The organism is Achromobacter sp., assembly GCF_050285585.1.
Taxonomy (GTDB): Bacteria; Pseudomonadota; Gammaproteobacteria; order Burkholderiales; family Burkholderiaceae_B; genus Achromobacter.
This window is the reverse complement of sequence record NZ_JBLZXF010000004.1, coordinates 19534-36335: the sequence shown is the minus strand read 5'-3', so window position 1 is coordinate 36335 and position 16802 is coordinate 19534. Positions and strand designations below refer to the sequence as shown.

At 66.7% G+C, this 16802-nt stretch carries 13 protein-coding genes; 10 read left to right on the top strand and 3 right to left on the bottom strand.

The genetic code is table 11. From position 1 onward, the window contains the following. The first annotated feature begins 208 nt into the window (after positions 1–208). Positions 209–1138 (top strand): LysR family transcriptional regulator, encoded by a 930-nt coding sequence (locus tag ACN6PJ_RS07705; protein ID WP_427995292.1) that lies wholly within the window; start codon positions 209–211, stop codon positions 1136–1138. A gap of 191 nt (positions 1139–1329) precedes the next feature. Here the strand turns inward: ACN6PJ_RS07705 and ACN6PJ_RS07700 are convergent, their stop codons facing one another. Next, complete coding sequence (locus ACN6PJ_RS07700) at positions 1330–1461, bottom strand: hypothetical protein (RefSeq protein ID WP_427995291.1); 132 nt, start codon at positions 1459–1461, stop codon at positions 1330–1332. A gap of 134 nt (positions 1462–1595) precedes the next feature. Here ACN6PJ_RS07700 and ACN6PJ_RS07695 point away from each other — a divergent pair, with 134 nt between their 5' ends. Both ACN6PJ_RS07695 and ACN6PJ_RS07690 read left to right on the top strand, forming a co-directional pair. Then, positions 1596–3242 carry a methyl-accepting chemotaxis protein gene (locus ACN6PJ_RS07695; protein ID WP_427995290.1) on the top strand — a complete coding sequence of 549 codons (1647 nt, stop codon included), beginning with the start codon at positions 1596–1598 and terminating at the stop codon, positions 3240–3242. A 31-nt stretch (positions 3243–3273) separates the two neighbouring features. Continuing rightward, complete coding sequence (locus tag ACN6PJ_RS07690; RefSeq protein ID WP_427995289.1) at positions 3274–5358, top strand: putative bifunctional diguanylate cyclase/phosphodiesterase; 2085 nt, start codon at positions 3274–3276, stop codon at positions 5356–5358. Between the two features lie 19 nt (positions 5359–5377). On the opposite strand, the gene ACN6PJ_RS07685 is transcribed toward ACN6PJ_RS07690, so the two are convergent. After that, on the bottom strand, positions 5378–6010 hold the full coding sequence (locus ACN6PJ_RS07685) for a LysE family translocator (protein WP_427995288.1): 633 nt from the start codon (positions 6008–6010) through the stop codon (positions 5378–5380). 105 nt (positions 6011–6115) lie between these two features. On the opposite strand from ACN6PJ_RS07685, the gene rsmB reads away from it, so the two are divergent. The 7 genes from rsmB to ACN6PJ_RS07650 all read left to right on the top strand — a co-directional run bounded on the left by rsmB (position 6116) and on the right by ACN6PJ_RS07650 (position 15601). Continuing rightward, a complete protein-coding gene (rsmB, locus tag ACN6PJ_RS07680; protein WP_427995287.1) occupies positions 6116–7453 on the top strand; it encodes a 16S rRNA (cytosine(967)-C(5))-methyltransferase RsmB in 1338 nt (445 codons plus the stop codon). 39 nt (positions 7454–7492) lie between these two features. Next, positions 7493–8083, top strand: a complete 591-nt coding sequence (locus ACN6PJ_RS07675) for a DUF4390 domain-containing protein (protein WP_427995286.1) — start codon at positions 7493–7495, stop codon at positions 8081–8083. Further along, positions 8080–10395 carry an ATP-binding protein gene (locus tag ACN6PJ_RS07670; protein WP_427995285.1) on the top strand — a complete coding sequence of 772 codons (2316 nt, stop codon included), beginning with the start codon at positions 8080–8082 and terminating at the stop codon, positions 10393–10395. The genes ACN6PJ_RS07675 and ACN6PJ_RS07670 overlap by 4 nt, the downstream gene beginning before the upstream one ends. Before the next feature lie 11 nt (positions 10396–10406). Continuing rightward, complete coding sequence (locus tag ACN6PJ_RS07665) at positions 10407–11099, top strand: response regulator (protein WP_043546865.1); 693 nt, start codon at positions 10407–10409, stop codon at positions 11097–11099. After that, a complete protein-coding gene (gene trkA / locus ACN6PJ_RS07660) occupies positions 11096–12475 on the top strand; it encodes a Trk system potassium transporter TrkA (protein WP_427995284.1) in 1380 nt (459 codons plus the stop codon). Before ACN6PJ_RS07665 ends, trkA begins: the two co-directional genes overlap by 4 nt. Positions 12476–12526: 51 nt before the next feature. Beyond that, positions 12527–13996 carry a TrkH family potassium uptake protein gene (locus tag ACN6PJ_RS07655; protein ID WP_427995283.1) on the top strand — a complete coding sequence of 490 codons (1470 nt, stop codon included), beginning with the start codon at positions 12527–12529 and terminating at the stop codon, positions 13994–13996. Between the two features lie 360 nt (positions 13997–14356). Then, positions 14357–15601: a YbdK family carboxylate-amine ligase gene (locus tag ACN6PJ_RS07650; RefSeq protein ID WP_427995282.1), complete on the top strand. Its 1245-nt coding sequence runs from the start codon at positions 14357–14359 to the stop codon at positions 15599–15601. Between the two features lie 33 nt (positions 15602–15634). On the opposite strand, the gene ACN6PJ_RS07645 is transcribed toward ACN6PJ_RS07650, so the two are convergent. Continuing rightward, positions 15635–16570 carry a methyltransferase domain-containing protein gene (locus tag ACN6PJ_RS07645; protein WP_427995281.1) on the bottom strand — a complete coding sequence of 312 codons (936 nt, stop codon included), beginning with the start codon at positions 16568–16570 and terminating at the stop codon, positions 15635–15637. Between the last annotated feature and the right edge of the window lie 232 nt (positions 16571–16802).

Below are 16802 nucleotides of genomic sequence, written 5' to 3'. Positions count from 1 at the left end.
GATTTCGGTGTCGATTTTCGCGGCATTTCTTTTCTTGCGTGGATTCCGGCGCGACAACGTGCCGCGATGCGCCCCTTTCACGGGGTTGGAAAAACAATGATTATTAATCAGGAGGCCATGGCCGCGAATGGCGGGAATGGCCCGGCCAGGCAAATCCGGAAATCTGGAATATAGTCATATCGCAAAAATCAAAATATGAAGTGAGCGCATGGATCCGTCGTTGCTTCCGTCTTTGGCATGGTTCGCTCACGTTGCGCATCACCGCAGTTTTACGAAGGCAGCCGCGGAGATGGGTGTTTCGCGGGCCAATCTTTCGCAGAATGTGAAGGCCCTCGAACGCCGTCTCAACGTCAAGCTGCTTTATCGGACCACCCGGGACATGTCCCTGACCGTAGAGGGGCAACGCCTTTACGACGTCTGGTATCCGGCGCTGGTCGCCGTGGGGCGGGCGGTGGACGACATCCATGGCGCCCGGCACGAGCCCGCTGGATTGATCCGGGTAAATACGTCCCGCGCCGCCGGGAAACTCCTGATCGAGCCGCATCTGGAGGAGTTCTGCTCGCGCTACCCCAGGCTGGATCTCGAACTGGTCATGGACGACGGACTGGCGAATATCATCGCCGACGGCTGCGATGCGGGTATCCGCATCGGGGAAAGCCTGGCGGAACATATGATGGCGGTTCCGATTACGCCGGTCCTGGAAATGGCGGTGGTGGCCACGCCGAATTATTTCGACCGATTCGGCGAGCCGGCGACGCCAGCCGACCTGGCGCGGCACAATTGCCTGCGCTACAGGCTGGCCAGCGGCGCCGTTTTCCAATGGGAATTCACGTCGCCCGCTCCCGAAAACCACGCATTCACGGTCGAGCCCCGCGGAAGCATCACCACCAACGATGACGACGGGATGATCCGCGCCGCCTTGCAGGGGGTGGGCCTGATGCAGCACATCGACGTCGTGGTCCAGCGCCATATCGCCGAGGGTTCCCTCGTGCGCGTGCTGCGGCCATGGTGCCGGCCTTTCCCGGGGTTCTACATTTATGCTCCCGTCCGCGCGCAAATGCCCGCGCGGCTGCGGGCGCTTATCGATTTTCTGGTCGAAAAAAGAAATGCGATGCCCGGTTGGAACGACAGGTATTAGGCCGAGTGCTGTTTGAAAACGACATTCACGTCCGCGTCGATTATCGATGGCGCTCGGGCCGGGAAAAGGCGACATCAATATAAGTCATTGAAATGCAATAAATTGTATTTCACCGTCAATTTATCAATACAACTGATGTATTAAAAAATTGACACATCAGGGTTTACCCTGCATTTATCATCCTGTTTTCATCAATTGTTGCCGTTCTTTGCCTGGCCGCGGTCAGGGCGCCCGAACGGGGCGCGGCGCAATTGCAAAACGACGGCTTTGCCCAAACCCGATGGAAAGAGGATCGGGGCCTTGGGCGGCAGCAGCGCGGTCAACTGAATTTCCAAATGTCCAGGTGGGCGACGGTCTTGTGCAAACAGGGCCCGGCCCAGGCCGCCTGTCGTGCATGAAAAACATAAACGCGGGATCGATCAAGGCGGACCGAATAGCCGCTTCAAGGATAATCAGGATGAATAATTTGAAAATATCGACCAGGCTGGCATTGATTATTGGATGGCTCTCCGTCTTGATGATGGGCATCGGCGGGGCGGGAATTTACGGCATGCGCCAGACCAATGCCGGTTTCCAGATGGTTTATGAAGACAGGATGGTCGCGCTGGGAGAGCTGCTGGACGTCCAGCGGCAGCTTTTGCGCAATCGGGGTTCGGTGTCGCGGGCCATCGCCGTCGGGGATCCCCGGGAAACCGAGAGACTGCTGCAGGACATCGCGGACGGTGTCGCGCGGATCGATTCGGCCTGGGCCGCATTCAAGTCCACCAATCTGTTGCCCGAAGAGCAGGCGATCGCGACGGATTTCGAAGGCCGTCGCAGAATGTTCCTGGACGGTTACCTCATTCCCGCCCAGGGCGCCTTGCGCGCGGGGCGCCCCGAGGACGCCAGGCGGCTGCTTGTCGAGAAGGACGAGCAACTGTATGCGCCGCTGCGCGATGACATCGTCAAGCTGACGGATTTCCAGTTGAGCGCGGGCAAGAGCGAGTACGACGCCGCCCAGGCGCGGTACGTCATCGTGGAAGTCATCTCCTTCAGCCTGACGTTCCTGGGCATCGGCCTTGCCATTTTCCTGGGCATCGCGCTGATACGCGGAATCCAGTCGTCGCTGAAGCAGGCGGTGGCGTCGGCCCATGCGATCGCCGGGGGCGATCTGACGCGCGCGGTCGAAGTCCGCGGCAAGGACGAGATCTCGGTCCTGCTCGAAGCCTTGCGCAGGATGCAGGAAGGCCTGCGCGGCGTGGTGCGTTCGGTGCGCGGCAGCTCGGACAGCGTTGCCGCCGCAAGCGCCCAGATCGCGCAGGGCAACCTGGACCTGTCCGCCCGGACGGAGAGCCAGGCCAGCGCCCTGGAAGAAACGGCAGCCTCGATGGAACAGCTGAACGCGACGGTGCGCCAGAACGCCGACAACGCGCAGCAAGCCAATCAGCTGGCGCAGGACGCCTCGGCGACCGCGGAGCGCGGCGGCAAGGCCGTGTCTGAGGTCGTCGGCACGATCAAGGACATCAGCGAGTCCAGCAACAAGATCTTCGACATCATCCAGGTCATCGATTCGATCGCCTTCCAGACCAATATTCTCGCGCTCAATGCCGCGGTCGAGGCGGCGCGCGCGGGCGAGCAGGGCCGCGGCTTCGCCGTGGTGGCTTCCGAGGTGCGCGCGCTTGCCCAGCGTTCGGCGACGGCGGCCAAGGAAATCAAGACGCTCATCCTCGACAGTGTCGGCCGGGTCGAGCAAGGCAGCGCGCTTGCCGCGCAGGCTGGCGCGACGATGGCCGAGGTCGTGGCCTCCATTCGCCGCGTTACCGACATCGTGGGGGAAATCAGCGCCGCCAGCGTCGAACAGAGCGCGGGCGTGAGCCAGGTCGGCGAAGCCGTCACCCAGATGGACCAGGCGACCCAGCAGAATGCCGCCCTGGTGGAGGAAATGTCGGCAGCGGCCGCCAGCCTGCGGAGCCAGGCCGAGGAACTGGTCCGCACCGTGGGCGTCTTCAGGCTAGACGCCGCCTCTGGCGCCACGCCCGCCCCCGGCCGCCCGTCCGCGCTGCCGTCGCCTCGTTCCGCCATGGCCTTGCGTGGCGCGGGCGAGGCGGACTGGGAAACCTTCTGAAGGTGGCCCGTCACGTCTGGAGTGCCGAATCTTGATCGCGTCGAATCAGGAAATGCAGATATGGGCCGTGCTGGAGCATCTGCCGATCCAGGCGGCCTGGCTCGACCCGCGCCTGCGGTGCAAGTATGCGAACCTGCCGTTCAGCCATGAGGCCGGCCTGCCGCCCGAGGCGCTGAAAGGCGCCCGGGTGATGGAACTGCTGCCGCCCGATTGGCAGGCGGCGCTGGCGCCGGCGGCTGCCGAGGCCTTGCGCGGGAACAGGGTCCGGTTCGATTTCTCCGTCAGGCACGCGGACGGGGCGGCGTCGCACAAGCAAGTGACCCTGCTGCCGCAGGCGTCCGGGGCGGCCGGAAACGGGTGGGATGTGCTGATGCTCGTGTCCGACCATACCGAGTCCGCGCGGATGAGGCAGAAGCTGCGATCGTCGGTCAACGCCCTGGCGGACCTGAAGATCGCCCTGGACGCGCATGCCATCGTGGCCGTGACGGACGCGCGCGGCGTGATCACGTCCGTCAACGAGAAATTCTGCTCGATCTCGCAATACGAGCGGGACGAGCTGGTTGGAAAGACGCACCGGGTCGTCAATTCCCGCACGCACCCGCCCGCGTTCTTCCAGGAGCTGTGGAAGGTCATTTCCTCGGGAGAGATATGGACGGGCGAAATCTGCAACCGGGCCAAGGATGGCTCGTTGTATTGGGTGCAGACGACCATCGTGCCGTTCCTGGATGCCGCCGGCAAGCCGGTGCAGTACATCTCCCTGAGGGTCGACGTCACGCAACGCAAGCTCCTCGAAAAGGAAAGCTTGCGGCGCGCATTCTTCGACGACCTGACCGGATTGCCCAACCGCAGGCTGATGAAGCGGCGTTTGTGCGAAACGAAGAAGGCCTGCGCGCAGTCGGGGGCATACGGGGCCTTGATGTTCCTGGACCTGGACAATTTCAAGGAGGTCAACGATACGCTGGGGCATGAAAGCGGCGACGATCTGCTCAAGCAGGTGAGCGCGCGCCTGAGCGGCTTGATGCGGCAAGGCGACACCGTGGCGCGGGCGGGCGGCGATGAGTACGTCATCATCGTGGGGGACCTGGGCCGGGACGAGGCGGAAGCCGCCTCGCAGGCTCACGCGCTGACGGAGCGGATCCGGCGCGAACTGAACCGGCCGTACCGCATCCAGCAGGTCGAGGTGCATTCGTCCTCCAGCATCGGCGTGGTGCTATTTCATGGCGAGTCCGAGTGCGATGGCGATATCCTCAGGCATGCCGATATGGCGCTGTACCGCTCGAAAGTGCAGGGGAAGAACCAGGCAAGCCTGTTCGACCCGGACCTCCGGGACAGCATCCTGCAGCGGGCCTCGACGCTGGCGGACCTGCGCGCGGCGATCGCGCGCGAACAATTCCGCCTGTATTTCCAGCCCGTGGTCGATGCCCGCCACCGGGTCACGGGATACGAGGCGCTTATCCGCTGGCTGCACCCGCAACGGGGCGTGGTGCTGCCCAATCAGTTCATCGGCCTGGCCGAGCAGACCGGGCTTATCGTGGACATCGGCGAATGGGTGTTGCGCAGCGCCTGCCGCCAGTTGCGCGCCTGGAGCGGTGTTGCGGCCAGCGCCCAATGGAGTCTCTCGGTCAACGTGAGCGCCCGGCAGATCCGGGACCCCGGTTTTCCCGCCACGGTGCAGCGGCTCGTCGAGGAGGCGGGGATAGATCCGAGGCGGCTGCGGCTCGAGCTGACCGAAAGCATGTTCCATGCCCGGCCCGAGCAGCCCGTGGAAGTGATGACCATGCTGAAGAAGATCGGCATCCGCTTTTCCATGGACGACTTCGGCACGGGCTATTCATCGCTCGCCTGCCTGAAGGACCTGCCCTTCGATCAGCTCAAGATCGACCGTTCTTTCGTCAGGGACCTGATGACCCATCCACGCGGCAAGGCGATCGCGCGCACCATTCTCGACCTGGCCTGCGCCCTGGAACTGGACGTCGTGGCCGAGGGGGTGGATTCGATGGAGCAGTTCCATTTCCTGGAAGAGCACGGGTGCCAGGCGTTCCAGGGCTATTTGTTCGGGAGGCCGGAGCCGCTGGAAGAGGAGGGGGGCTTGCGCGAAGGCGGACGCCGCCGCTGAGCGCTGCCTCCGCAGACGATCAAGAGCCGCCGCGCCGGTACAGCGCCAGGGTGCCCGCCAGGCCGATCAGCAGGCCGCCGCAGGCGCGGTTCAGCCAGCGCAGGCCGGCGCCCCGGAATGCGCGCACCATTTGCGCGCCCAGCGCCGCATAGACAAGCATCACGGCGATATTCATGAGCGCCATGACGCAGGCCAGGATGGCGTACTGCGCGAACAAGGGCGCGGCCGGGTTGATGAATTGCGGCAGGAAGGCGGACATGAACAGCAGCGCCTTGGGATTGGTGAGCGCCACGGCGAAGCTGCGCAGGCCCAGGGCCAGTCCGCCGGGGCGGGGGGCGTCCGGCTGGACGGATGGCATGACCAGGGCCGCGTCCGAGCGCAGCATTTTCCACCCCAGATACGCCAGATAGGCGGCTCCGGCCCATTTGATGAACTGGAATGCGATTTCGGAGGCCGCCAGCACCACGCCCAGCCCCGAGGCCACCGTGCCGATCAGGATCAGGTCGGCCAGCACCGCGCCGCCCATGCCCCAGCAGGCCGCGCGCACGCCGTGGCGCGAACCGTTGCTCATGGCGAGCAGGACGGTGGGGCCGGGGGTGATGATCGTGACGGCCGAGGCCAGGATGAAAAGCAGCAGGGTTGCAAGGGTCATGGGAGGGCTCCGCGGGGGCCAATGCGCCCCGGGCCAGTTTGCCGCCGCGGCCGGAATTCGTCCAGGTCCGGCTACCATATCCGTCTTATCCCTAGAATCCGCATCATGTCCACGCCTTCCGACTCCCCCGCTCTGGCTCCCCCGCTTTCCGCCGTCCTGCTTTCCAGCGCGGAGGTGGTCGAGGGCGTGCTGGACGGCCGTTCCCTGACGGACGCGCTGGCCGACGTGGGGCCGTCCTTGCGGCCGGCGGTCCAGGCGGTGTCGTTCCACGCGATGCGCTACCTCGGCTGGGCCGATGCCGTGGGGCGCGAACTGGTGCAGCGCTATCCCAGCGTGTTGTTCGAGTCGCTGCTGCTGGTGTCCCTGACCCTGCTGAAAGAGGAGGGCGAGGCCGCCGCGGCCTTGCCCGGCATGCCGGTCTACGGCGCCCATACGGTCGTGGACCAGGCGGTGACCGCGGCGTCCCGCCAGCGGGGCCTGGCCTCGTACAAGGGCATGCTGAACGCCTGCCTGCGCCGTTTCCTGCGCGAACGCGCGGCCCTCGAGGCCGCGGTCGCGGACAGTCCGGAGGCCCAATGGAACCACCCTGGCTGGTGGGTCAAGCAGCTGGCGGTGGCCTATCCGCAGCAATGGCGCGACATCCTCGCCAGCGCCAACGTGCCGGCGCCGCTGACCCTGCGGGTCAACCGCCGGCGCGCCAGCCGCGAGCAGGTGCTGACCGCGTTCCAGGCCGCTGGGCTGGACGCCGAGCCCGTGGGCCAGTCCGGTCTGGCGCTGTCCTCGCCCCGGCCCGTGACGCAGCTGCCGGGATTCGCCGAGGGCTGGTGGTCGGTGCAGGATGCCGGCGCGCAACTGGCGGCCGAGCTGCTGGCTCCGGCCAACGGCATGCGGGTGCTGGACGCCTGCTCGGCGCCCGGCGGCAAGACGGCGCATCTGCTGGAGCTGGCCGATATCGACCTGCTGGCCCTGGACGCCGACGCCGGCCGCCTCGCCCGCGTGGAGCAGAACCTGGACCGCCTCGGCCTGGCGGGCAGCCACGTCCGGCTGAAGGCGGCCGACGCCGCCGACCTGGACGCCTGGTGGGACGGCAAGCCCTTTGACGCCGTGCTGGCCGACGTGCCCTGCACGGCCTCCGGCATCGTCCGCCGCCATCCCGACATACGCTGGCTGCGGCGCGAGAACGACGTGCGGCGCACGGCCGCGCTGCAGGCCCGGATCCTGGACTCGCTCTGGCGCACCGTGGCGCCCGGCGGCCGGTTGCTCTATGTAACGTGTTCGGTGTTCCCCATGGAGGGGGTGCGCCAGGCGCTGGCGTTCCTGCAGCGCCATTCCGATGCGCTGCGGCTGGACGCGCCGGGCCAATTGCTGCCAGTTGCGGTCGATGCAACACCGGCGGCGCAGCATGACGGATTTTTCTACGCCTTGTTTGCCAAGCAGTCCTGAATCGCCAAGAATAGGGGCATGACGTAGTCTCGGTGTCGTATGTCCATTATCTCGCGCTTATTTCTTGGGTTGTTGCTCGCATCTGCCTTGCTTTCGTTTGCATCGGGCGGAAACGCACATGGGGCCGAGCCCAAAGTCACCCAGGTGAGTCCCGTGGTTCGCGACGGCAAGCTCGAGATCGACGCGGACATCGAATTCGGGCTGAACGACCAGCTCCGGGATGCGGCCCAGCGCGGCGTCCCCTTGTATTTCACGGCCGACCTCACCATCACGCGCGAGCGCTGGTGGTGGTTCGACGCCTCCCTGGTGGACACGTCCCGCACCTGGCGCATCGTCTACAACGCGCTGACCCGGCAGTGGCGCGCCGGCGTGGGCGAACTGTCCTTCCCGGTCGCGTCGCTCGATGACGCCATGGGCGTCGTCCGCCATATCCGCAACTGGCCGGTGGCGGATGCCGCCGAGTTCGACGCGGGCGTGCTGTACGGCGGCCAGCTGCGTCTGCGGCTGGACACCTCGATGTTGCCGCGGCCCTTCCAGGTCAACGCCCTGAACAGCAGTTCGTGGGTGCAGGCCACGCCCTGGACCGATTTCTCGTTCGTATTGAGTGACAAGGAGAAAGACCCCTCATGAGGCTTTTGCTTCGGCTGGCCCTGATGGTCGGCGCCGTGAGCGGCCTGGCGTTGCTGGGGCTCTTGGCCTGGTCCACCGGCAATGCCTCGCGCTTCGCGCGTTACTACGACACGCTGCTGGTGCTGAACGGCATTTTTGCGCTGGCGCTTTTCGTCTGGGTGGTGGCGCTGACCGTGCGGCTGGCCAGGCAGATCCGCCGGCGCCAGTTCGGAGCGCGGCTGACCGCCCGCTTTTCGCTGGCGTTCGCGCTGATCGGCGTCGTCCCGGGGGCGCTGATCTACACCGTGTCGGTGCAGTTCATGTCGCGCTCCATCGAATCCTGGTTCAACGTGCGCGTGGATACCGCGCTGGAAGCGGGCCTGAACCTCGGCCGCGCGGCGCTGGATTCGCTGCTGGCCGACCTGGACGCGCGCGCCCGCTCCATGGCCATGGAGCTGAATCGCAACAGCGATAGCGGCGTGGCGCTGACCCTGACGCGGCTGCGCGAGGCCAATGGCGTGCAGGAAGCCATGGTGTTCACCGGCAGCGGGCGCATGGTGGCGTTTTCCACCAGCCAGTATGGACAGCTGCTGCCCGCCATGCCGCCGTCCACCGTCATGAACCAGCTGCGGCTGGCGCGCGGCTATTCGGCCGCCGAGGCCGACGACCCCGTGACGCCGGGCGCCGAAGGCGGCCTGCACCTGCGGGTCGTGATCCCGCTGGCGGGGCCGGACCGCTACGACAATCTGCTGGGGGCGTCGTCCGAGCCGCGCTGGCTGCAGCTGCTGCAGCCCGTGCCCGAGCAGATTGCGCACAACGCCAACCTGGTGCAGCAGGGTTTCCGCGACTACCAGGAGCTGGCGCTGTCGCGGCTGGGCCTGCGCAAGCTGTATGGCATCACGCTGACCCTGGCCCTGCTGTTGGCGGCGTTCGGCGCCATCGCGGTCGCGCTGTCGCTGTCCAAGCGGCTGGTGCGTCCGCTCCTCAGCCTGGCGGGCGGCACGCAGGCGGTGGGCGTGGGCGATTACCGGCCCTTGCCCGAGCCGCCGGAGCGCGACGAAGTCGGCCAGCTCACGCGGTCGTTCAACGCCATGACGCGGCAGCTGGACGAGGCGCGGCGCATGGTCGAAAGCAACCGCCAGCAGCTGGAGCGCTCCAATGTCTACCTGGAGAACGTGCTGTCGAACCTGTCCTCTGGGGTGCTGGTGTTCGATGAGTCGTTCCGCGTCACCACCGTCAACCAGGGCGCCCAGACCATTCTCGGCGCCGACCTGCGCTCGGTGATCGGCCGCCCGCTGGAGACGGCCGATGGCATGCTCGAATTCGCCAACATCGTCCGGCAGGCCTTCTCCGCCCACGCGGCGGTGGGCTCCGAGCGCCAGCACTGGCAGCAGCAGTTCGAGATCAGCCCGGCCCAGGGCGGCGCCTCCGTCGCGCCGCAGCCGCTGACCCTGCTGGCGCGGGGCACGCATTTGAAGGTGGACGGGCGCGGCAACGGCTACCTGGTGGTGTTCGACGACATTACCGAAGTGATCTCGGCCAACCGCACGGTGGCCTGGGGCGAGGTAGCCCGCCGGCTGGCGCACGAGATCAAGAACCCGCTTACCCCGATCCAGCTGTCGGCCGAGCGCCTGGCCATGAAGCTGGAGGGCAAGCTGCCGCCCGCCGAGGCCCAGATCGTCGAACGGTCCACCAATACCATCGTGAACCAGGTGGCCTCGCTCAAGCAGATGGTGGACGATTTCCGCGAGTACGCCCGCACGCCGCCGGCCGTGATGCAGCGGATCGATTTCAATGCGCTGGTGGCCGACGTGCTGTCGCTGTACGGCTGGGACCCCGAAGGCGGCTCGCCGCGGCATGGCGAAAAGGCCCTGAACCTGGACGTGACGCTGGGGCCGGACCTGCCGGCGATCGAGGGCGACCCGACCCAGTTGCGCCAGGTGATCCACAACCTGCTGTCCAACGCCCGCGACGCGATCGCGGAGCAGGGCGGACAGGGGCGGGTGAGCGTCACCACGCAGCTCATGCGCAGCGAACAGCCCGACAGCGCCTACCACGAGGCCCTCAGGTTCACCGTGGCCGACAGCGGGCCCGGGTTCCCGCCCCAGGTCATGCAGCGCGCGTTCGAGCCTTACGTCACCACCAAGTCCCACGGGACTGGGTTAGGATTGGCAATCGTACGCAAGATCGTGGAAGAACACGGCGGGCGTATCGACCTTGCAAACCGCAAGGAGGGGGGCGCGCGGATCTCCATCTTGTTGACCCGGCTGGCTTCCGAGGCCGATACTATGGACGCGACCGCGCAAGAAAAGGATAATGCGGCTACGCAATAGGTGGATGCTTTATGGCCAGAATTCTGGTGGTTGACGACGAAGTCGGTATACGCGAGCTTTTGTCGGAGATCCTTTACGACGAAGGACACACGGTCGAGCTGGCTGAAAATGCGGCGCAGGCACGCGCGGCGCGGCTGCGCATGCGTCCTGACCTGGTGTTGCTGGACATCTGGATGCCCGACACCGATGGCGTGAGCCTGCTCAAGGAGTGGGGCTCGCAGGGGCTGCTGGACATGCCCGTGATCATGATGAGCGGCCATGCCACCATCGACACGGCGGTCGAAGCCACGCGCATCGGCGCCATGGACTTCCTCGAAAAGCCGATCACGCTGCAGCGCCTGCTGAAGACCGTGGCCGCCGGCCTGGCCCGCGGCCGCGCGCCGCATCCGGCGCCCGTGGCCGCGCATCCGGCCGCCGCCAGCCCGGCGGTGGCGCTGGAAGACGAGCTGGATCCCCCGGCCCTGGCCGCCGCGCCCGCCAACGAAATCCCGGTCGCGTCCAACGGCCAGCTGGGCAGCATCTCGCTGGACCAGCCCCTGCGCGAAGCCCGCGACGAATTCGAGCGCATCTATTTCGAATACCATCTGGTCCGGGAAAGCCACAGCATGACCCGGGTCTCGGAGCGCACCGGCCTGGAGCGCACCCACCTGTACCGCAAGCTCAAGCAATTGGGCATCGAGTCCGCACGCAAGCGGAGCACATGAAGATCCTGATCATGGGCGCTGGTCGCGTGGGCACCAGCGTGGCAGAGAACCTGGTGTCGGAAGAGAACGACATCACCGTCATCGATTCGGATCCCGTCCAGCTGCAGTACCTGCAAGAACACTTCGACCTGCGCGTCGTCCATGGCGACGGCTCGCAGGTCTCGGTGCTGGAAGCCGCCGGCGCCGCGGACACCGATCTCCTGATCGCCTGCGCGGCCTCCGACACGGCCAACATGGTGGCGTGCAAGATCGCCCGCCAGCTGTTCAACATCCCCCGCCGCATCGCCCGCATCCGGTCCGCCGAATTCGCCGAGCACGCCGAGCTCATGAGCGAAGAGGGCTTCTGCATCGACGCGCTGATCAGCCCGGAGCGCAGCGTCACCACGTACCTGCACAGCCTGATCGAGTTCCCCGAGGCCCTGCAGGTGGTGGAATTCGCCGAAGGGCGCGTCAGCGTCGTGACCGTGCGGGTGGGGCATGGCAGCCCCATGGCGCATTCCCCGGTCGACAAGCTGCGCGACGTCTGGCCCGACGTGAAGGCCCGCGTGATCGACGTGCTGCGCAACGGCCGGCCGCTGCGCGCCGGCAGCGGCACCGTCATCGCGCCGGGCGACGAGGCGGTCCTGGTGGTGGATTCGCGCGACGCGCGCCGGGCGGTCCGGCAGCTGCGCGAGGCCGAGCGCGACGTGCGCCGCGTGATGATCGCGGGCGGGGGCAACATCGGCCTGCGCCTGGCGCGCCAGCTCGCCGAGGAAAAATACAGCGTCCGGATCATCGAGCGCGACCTGAAGCGCTGCGAGTACCTGGCCACCCAGCTGCCCGACAGCGTGCTCGTCCTGCATGGCAGCGGCACCGACGAGGCCCTGCTGGAACGCGAAAGCATCGAAGACATGGACACCTGGCTGGCGCTCACCAGCGACGACGAGGACAACATCATGTCCTCGCTGCTGGCCAAGCGCCTGGGCGCCCGCAAGGTGATCGCCCTGATCAACCGCCAGGCCTACGGCGAGCTGATGCAGGGCAGCCATATCGATATCGCCGTCTCGCCTTCCCAGGCCACCATGAGCGAGCTGCTGCGCCATGTGCGCCGGGGCGACGTGGCCGCGGTGCACCGGCTGCGCCAGGGCGTGGCGGAAGCGCTGGAGGCCATCGCCCACGGCGACCGTTCGAATTCCAAGGTGGTCGGCCGGGCGGTGGGGCAGATCAGCCTGCCCAAGGGGGCCAGCATCGGGGCGCTGGTGCGCGAGGATGAAATCATCCTGCCCGACGCCGACACCGTGATCGAATCGGACGACCACGTCATCGTCTTCGTGCCATCGCGCCGGCAGATGCCGCGCGTGGAAAAGCTGTTCCAAGTCTCGGCGTCCTTCTTCTGATGCAAGCCGCCTTCCTCATCCTGCGCGGGCCGCGCGCGGCCGGATAGCTCCATGAAGCGCGTCCTGGGCACCCTCTACATCCTGGGCCTGACGATGGTGATGTTCGCGCTCACCATGTTGATCCCCCTGGGCGTCGCCTATGCAGGCGGCGACGCGGCGCGCGATGCCTTCCTGGACGGGTTCCTGATTTCGGTGGGCATCGGCGTGGGTCTCGCCGCGCTGACGCGCCGCGCCCGGTGCGAACTGCGGGCGCGGGACGGCTTCGTGCTGGTGTCGGCGGTGTGGGCGGGCCTGCCCCTGCTGGCGGCCATCCCGCTGATGCTTTATTTCCATGGCGCGGGGCTGCCGCTCTCGTTCACCGGCGCGTATTTCGAGGCCATGTCCGGCCTGACCACCACCGGCGCCACCGTCCTGACCAACCTGGACACCCTGCCGGCGTCGATCAACCTGTGGCGGGCCACGCTGATCTGGATCGGCGGCATGGGCATCCTGGTCCTGGCCGTGGCCATCCTGCCGCTCCTCGGGGTCGGCGGCCATCAGGTGGTGCGGGCGGAAACGCCGGGGCCGATGAAGGACGAACGGCTGACCCCCCGCATCGCCAGCACCGCCAAGGCGCTGTATGCGGTCTATTTCGTGTTTTCGATCCTGTGCTTCCTGGCGTACCGCGCGGTCGGCCTGTCGTGGTTCGAGGCCTGGTGCCACATGGCCACGACGATGGGCCTGGGCGGTTTTTCCACCTGGGACGACGGCTTCGCCCATTTCGATTCGGTCGCCGTGGAAATGGTGGCGATGGTGTTCATGCTGATCGCCGGCATCAACTTCGCCACCCATTTCAATGCCTTCCGCCAGCGCAGCGCGCGGGCCTACGTGCGCTGCCCCGAAGCCATCCCTTACCTGGTCGTCGTCCTGGGGGTGGGGCTGGTCATCTCCGTCTTCCTCTACCTGAAAGGGGTCTATGCCGAACCGTTGGAGGCCCTGCGGTACGGGATGTTCAACACGATCTCGATGGCGACCACGACCGGCTACGCCAATACCGATTTCGCCCAGTGGCCGCTGTTCGCGCCGTTGACGATGCTGTTGCTCTCGGGGTTCGCAACGTCTGCGGGATCGACGGGCGGCGGCATCAAGATGATCCGGGCGATCCTGCTGGTCAAGCAGGCGCGCAACGAGCTCGTGACCATGCTGCACCCCCACGCGGTCAGCCCGGTACGGATCAACGGCAGGGCGGTCGAAGCCCGGACCATGTCGTCCGTGCTGGCCTTCATGCTGTTCTACGGCCTGTCCATCGCCGTGTTCACCAGCCTGCTGCTGCTCTCCGGCCTGGATCCGATCACGGCGTTCTCGGCCGTGTTCGCCAGCGTGAACAACACCGGCCCGGGCCTGGGTCCGGTCGGCCCCATGGGAAATTTCGCGGTCCTGTCCGATTTCCAGATCTGGGTCTGTACCTTCGCGATGCTGATCGGCCGCCTGGAGCTGCTCACCGTGCTGGTGCTGTTCACGCCGATTTTCTGGCGGAAGTAGCCGGCTCCGGCGGGAGCGGGCGCTCATTCCATGGCGGCCGCCACCCCCGGATTTCCTAGTAATAACCCTAATAAGGGTTATCCCTCTCATCCCTGAAAGCCCCTTCCAGACTGGCCTTGCGCGCGCCGCAGGCCGGAGACCCGCGCCATTTCTATGCCGTAAGCACTCGCTCACTTTCTCTCGCAGGGAAAAACCGAATGCTTCGCGATGTTGCACATAAATGTCACGATTCTCAATCGTTTTGCCACAAAGTTGCGGCTATCATGCATGCACAAGCTGCCGTCTAGTGCCCCCCGGGAAGTTGCCGGGCTTCAAGGTCGAACGGCGCACATCCTCATCAAACATTCAAAGGAGTCCGAGATGGAACAGATCCCGTTCATTTCGTCGGCCCCCAACACCCTGGGCATCGAGCTCGAGCTGCAACTGATAGATCCCCGCAGTTTTGACCTGACCGCAGCCTCTGACGAGCTGCTGGCCCAAATGGCCAACCACCCCATCGCCGATCGCGTCAAACCGGAAATCACGCGGTCCATGATCGAACTGAATTCCTCGGTGCATGAGCACCCGATGGGCCTCCTGGCAGAAATGCGCGAGATGCGCGACGCGCTGGTTGAGGCGGCGGACGCTGTCGGGGTTTCGGTGGCCGGCGGCGGCGCTCATCCCTTCATGCGCTGGCAAGAGCGCTCCATCTCCGACACCCCGCGCTTCCAGTACCTGGCCGAAATGTATGGTTACCTGGCGCGTCAATTTACTGTCTTCGGCCAGCACATCCACCTGGGCGTCAGGAACGGCGACGACTCCATCAAGCTGCTGCGCCGCCTGTCACCGTACGTCCCGCACTTCATCGCGCTGTCGGCCTCCTCGCCTTATTGCGAGGGCGTGGATACGCTGTTCTCGTGCTCGCGCCTGAATGCGGTCAATAGCTTCCCGCTGGCCGGTCACATGCCCCCGGAAGTGAAGGACTGGTACCAATTCGAGGCGCACCTGGCCCAGCTGCGCGCCTATGGCCTGGCCGAGAGCATCAAGGACCTGTACTGGGACATCCGCCCCAAGCCCGAATTCGGCACGGTCGAGATCCGCGTCTGCGACACGCCCCTGACGGTCGAGCGGGCCTGCCAGATCGCCGCGTTCGCGCAGGCCCTGGCGGTGCTGCTGATGCGCGAGGACGATCCTAGCGACAACGCCTGGCTGTCCTACCGCAGCAACCATTTCCAGGCGTGCCGTTTCGGCCTGCAAGGCAGCTACGTGACCCCCGATGGCCAGCGGCTGCGCCTGATGGACCACCTGCGGGTGCTGTTCCAGCGCCTGATGCCGGTGGCCGAGGAACTGGGCACGGGCGACATGATCGCGGCGCTGCGCGACGAATCCATGCGCAGCGGCAACGATTCCCGCTGGCTGCGCAGCCAGTTCCATCGCCTGCGCGACCTGCCCCTGCTCGTCGAAGCCATGTCGAATGCATGGCGCGGCGTGGCCGCCGGCGTTGCCGCGCCCGCCGAACCCACGGCGGTCCTGCGGCGCCGCATCCGGGCCACCTCCGAGCCCATGCAGCCCTTGCGGGCGTCCGAGCCGGGCGTCGCGGTGCCCATGCCCGAGCGCCTGCACTAGGCCGCCCCCCCAGCCTGCCGGCGGGGCCCCGCTTCAGGGGTTGCCGCGGTGGCGGCCGCCGATCGCGCTGACTGACAAGCGGGTTTCGCCCGCCGTCGTGCGATGCGCGGCCGCGCGCCACGCATGGCCGTAGGCGACTTCAATGCTCAGCGCAATGACGCCATCCGGCCTGCGCTGCGCTTCCAGCGCGGCGCAGAGGCGGTCGCGCCAGTCCCGGCCCACCAGCCCGCCCCGGCGGCCTTCCGCGGGGTTTCCACCCAGCGCGCGCACGTCTTGCAGCAGCTTTTCGGGGCTGCGGTAGGTCAGGGTCAGGATTTCCTGGTCCATGACGGGGTCGGCAAAGCCGTTTTCCACCAGCAGGTCGCCGAAATCGTGCATGTCCACGAAGGACGGCGTGGCCGTTCGCAGGCCCGCGTCCGCCAGCGCCTGGCGCAGTTCGCGCAGCGTGGCCGGACCCAGACAGGAGAACATGGCCAGCCCGCCCACCTTCAGGATGCGCCGCCATTCCGCCAGCACGGCGTGCGGGGCGCGGTGCCAGTGCATGGCCAGGTTGGACCACACCAGTTCCAGCGATTCGGGCGGCAATCCGGTCTCCGCGAGGTCGGCGGCCACGAAAGCCGGGGCGGCCGGGCCGCGGCGGGCCAGCTTGCCGATCCAGGCGGAGAGGCCCGCCGGCGCATGCCGCTTGCGCGCCAGATCGAGCAGCGGGGCGCAGTTGTCCAGGCCGGTGTAGGCCGCTTCGGGATAGCGCTCGCGCAGCAGGGGCAGGTTGTCGCCCGCGCCGCAGCCCGCGTCCAGCATCGCCTGGGGTTGTATGCGGATGTATTGCAGGCGGCCCAGCATGCGGCGGGCGACTTCCCCGTACAGGAACTGGGCGTCGGACAGGTCGCCGCGGCGGGCGAACTGCCTGGGCACGTCGGCGCTGACGATGGGTAGGGTAGGGAGCGTTGCGGGTTCTGGCAGGGACATTTCGGTCGCGCCCGCGCCTTCGTGGCGGAGCGGATCATGGTTTCATGAGGGATGGCATCCATTATTGCGCATCCCGGCCTCCGGCTCCGATTGTCCCTACAGAACATGGGGCGGCGGCTGCTGTCCCGGGTCGGCTGCGACTGCCCTTTGTGCGGCTCTCGGGTGGCGGGGGCAAGGCTCTGCCCGGGTTGCGAGGCCGACATCCTGGCCTGGGACCCGGGCGCGCCGCCGC